Source organism: Kocuria cellulosilytica, from assembly GCF_040981245.1.
In the GTDB taxonomy this organism is placed as follows: domain Bacteria; phylum Actinomycetota; class Actinomycetes; order Actinomycetales; family Micrococcaceae; genus Kocuria; species Kocuria cellulosilytica.
In genome coordinates, this window is record NZ_JAVFWZ010000120.1 from 1 (window position 1) to 547 (window position 547).

Genomic DNA, 547 nt, shown 5'->3' on the forward strand with positions numbered 1-547 from the left:
GTAGTCCGTGGTGTTCTTGCTGCCGTAGTTGCACCCGATGTCGCACTCCCCGCACAGCCGGCACGCGTAGCGCTGCCTGCGGTGCAGGTTGTCCTCGGGCACCCCGACCGGAATGCCGGGCACCGGATCCGGGGTCCCGAAGGAGACGGCCAGCTTGGGCAGGAACCAGTCCGTGCCGTGCCTCCGTGCGGCCGACTGCATGGCCAGCGTCTTGGGCGTCCTCGCGTAGGGGTCGCGGTCGAAGGGGTACGGCGTGCCCCCGAGCATGCGCTCGGCGGTCTCGTAGTGCGGATCCAGGTCCGCCCGGGAGACGGGCCAGTGCTCGTAGCCCCCGGCACGGGGGGATTCCTGCACGAACCACTGCTCCGGCTTCCGGAGCAGGACGTTCGCGTAGATCAGGGACCCTCCACCGAGCCCGCTGGCGACCACGGCCTCGAGCCCGCGGAAGGACCAGATGTCGAACAGGCCGTGCAGCCCCTGGCGCGGGTCCCAGAAATTGGCGGCCATCTCGCGGGGGCTGCGCGCGAAGCTGCCGGGCGGATAGCGC

The 547-nt window shown here is 70.9% G+C and carries 1 pseudogene; it reads right to left on the reverse strand.

From position 1 onward, the window contains the following. Positions 1–507, reverse strand: a pseudogene (locus RCG67_RS17290) (FAD-dependent oxidoreductase); the annotation flags it as partial. Positions 508–547: the final 40 nt, after the last annotated feature.